The 1,692-nt window shown below is 53.9% G+C and carries 3 protein-coding genes; all 3 read left to right on the top strand.

The features are described 5' to 3' along the window. The first annotated feature begins 330 nt into the window (after nucleotides 1–330). Complete coding sequence (locus tag FKM97_RS26125) at nucleotides 331–1,011, top strand: Crp/Fnr family transcriptional regulator (RefSeq protein ID WP_246105281.1); 681 nt, start codon at nucleotides 331–333, stop codon at nucleotides 1,009–1,011. 67 nt (nucleotides 1,012–1,078) lie between these two features. Next, nucleotides 1,079–1,318, top strand: a complete 240-nt coding sequence (locus tag FKM97_RS26120) for a DUF6894 family protein (protein WP_144295395.1) — start codon at nucleotides 1,079–1,081, stop codon at nucleotides 1,316–1,318. Nucleotides 1,319–1,504: 186 nt separating this feature from the next. Continuing rightward, the coding region (locus FKM97_RS26115; protein ID WP_170241160.1) for a response regulator at nucleotides 1,505–1,692 on the top strand (188 nt) is incomplete at its 3' end.

The raw sequence follows: 1,692 nt of genomic DNA, 5'->3' as shown, positions 1-1,692 counted from the left end.
AGATATCTCCGTGGCGATGGACCACAATGCGCCTGTTCATTTCCCTGCCGCCCGGCAAATACTCCTATTTTATAGGTAGCGAGGGATCGTCAAAAATTACAAGATGACGAACCATTGATTTAAGAAATGTCCGGAACCGTACGGTACGAAAACGTACGAAATTTTATTACGTGTATGATTATTGCGGGGAGAAGCGTACGCTGTTATTATCCGCGAGTGGTGGAAGCCATTTGCCTGTTAAAGGCGTGTGCTTTGTCCACCGAAGTATTGTCGGCTGAACCTAAGTTATTCTTTAAGAATGGCCTGCTGAATGCATTAAGGCCTAGCGACTTGGCACGTCTCATGCCGCATCTCGAGCCCGTGGAGCTGAAGCTGAGAGATGTGCTCGTCCCCACCGATACCCTCATTGCATATGTGTATTTTCTCGAGAGCGGGATTGGCTCCATCGTTGCCAGCAGCCCCGACGGCCAAGAGATCGAAGTCGGCCATGTGGGGTGGGAGGGGATGTCCGGTCGTTCCGTCGTCCTGGGTGTGAACCGCACGCCAAACCGTACCTTCATGCAGGTGGCAGGACATGGCTTTCGTCTCAAGTCTTCGGAGCTTGCCGTCGCGATGGAGGAAAGCCCTTCCCTCAGGGCCCTTATGTTTCGCTATATCCAGGCCTTCGAGATCCAGGTCGAGCACTCCGCCTTAGCTGCTGGACGGTATGGTGTCATTGCCCGTCTCGCACGCTGGCTGCTCATGTGCCATGACCGAAGCGAAGGGAACGATCTTTATCTTACCCACAAATTCTTAGCGCTGATGCTCGGCGTCAGGCGCTCAGGGGTGACTGACGAGCTTCACAAGCTGGAAGGATTGCTCCTGATAAAGTCGACGCGGAGCAACGTACATATTCGTGATCGCGAAGGCTTAATCGAGGTCGCCGGCGGCTGCTACGGCGTACCGGAAAGAGAATACAAGCGTCTGATTACGGATTTTCGTCACGGAAATGGCAGTGCCGTTCTCAGCTAGCGAGGTGGCGCTTCCACACAGGAACTTGGCTTCCCGACCAAACGTTACCGGACAGAAAGTGTTTTATATGCCGATGTTCTTCTTCAATATCGCGCGCGGCGACGTGGTCGTACGAGACTATGAAGGCAGCGAACTGGCCGATCTCGAGGCTGCGCGGGAAGAGGCGATCGCGAGCGCACGTGAGACCATGAGTGACGCCATTCGCCAGGGGAAAGACGTCTCTTCTCGGGCTTTCGAAATCTTTGACGAAGAGGGCAAATTCCTCTTGAAGGTACCCTTCCACGAGGCCGTCGTCGAAGCTGAGTAAGAGTCGCCTCCATTCCATCGTCGATTGAAGCAGAAATTCCTAAGATCCACAGATAAGACATTCATTCCCGCGTCGCCAGGGCTCTGAGGGCGCGCGCGAGGAAAAGGCGCAGCCTAACTTGGAACGGTATCGTACCAAGTTCTTTTGTTGTGTATGGGCCAGAGCGTTACATATCACCAGAAAACAGTGCTTGTGGTTGATGACGAGGCATTGATCCGCATTCCCGTGGCCATGTTCCTGGAAGATCTCGGGTGGCGAGTTTTTGAGGCAGGCAACGCCATTGAGGCGATACGCTCTTTGGAGCAGTTCGGCACCTCGATCCACGTGCTTTTCACGGACATTCACATGCCGGGCCCAATGGATGGGTTGGAACT

Origin of the sequence: Rhodoligotrophos appendicifer, from assembly GCF_007474605.1 — a bacterium.
GTDB classification, from domain to species: domain Bacteria; phylum Pseudomonadota; class Alphaproteobacteria; order Rhizobiales; family Im1; genus Rhodoligotrophos; species Rhodoligotrophos appendicifer.
This window is presented reverse-complemented; position numbering and strand designations above follow the sequence as displayed.

Coding starts and splice junctions, on each gene's coding strand:
- FKM97_RS26120 (WP_144295395.1), top strand. CDS start 1,079: ATGCCGATGTTCTTCTTCAATATCGCGCGCGGCGACGTGGTCGTACGA.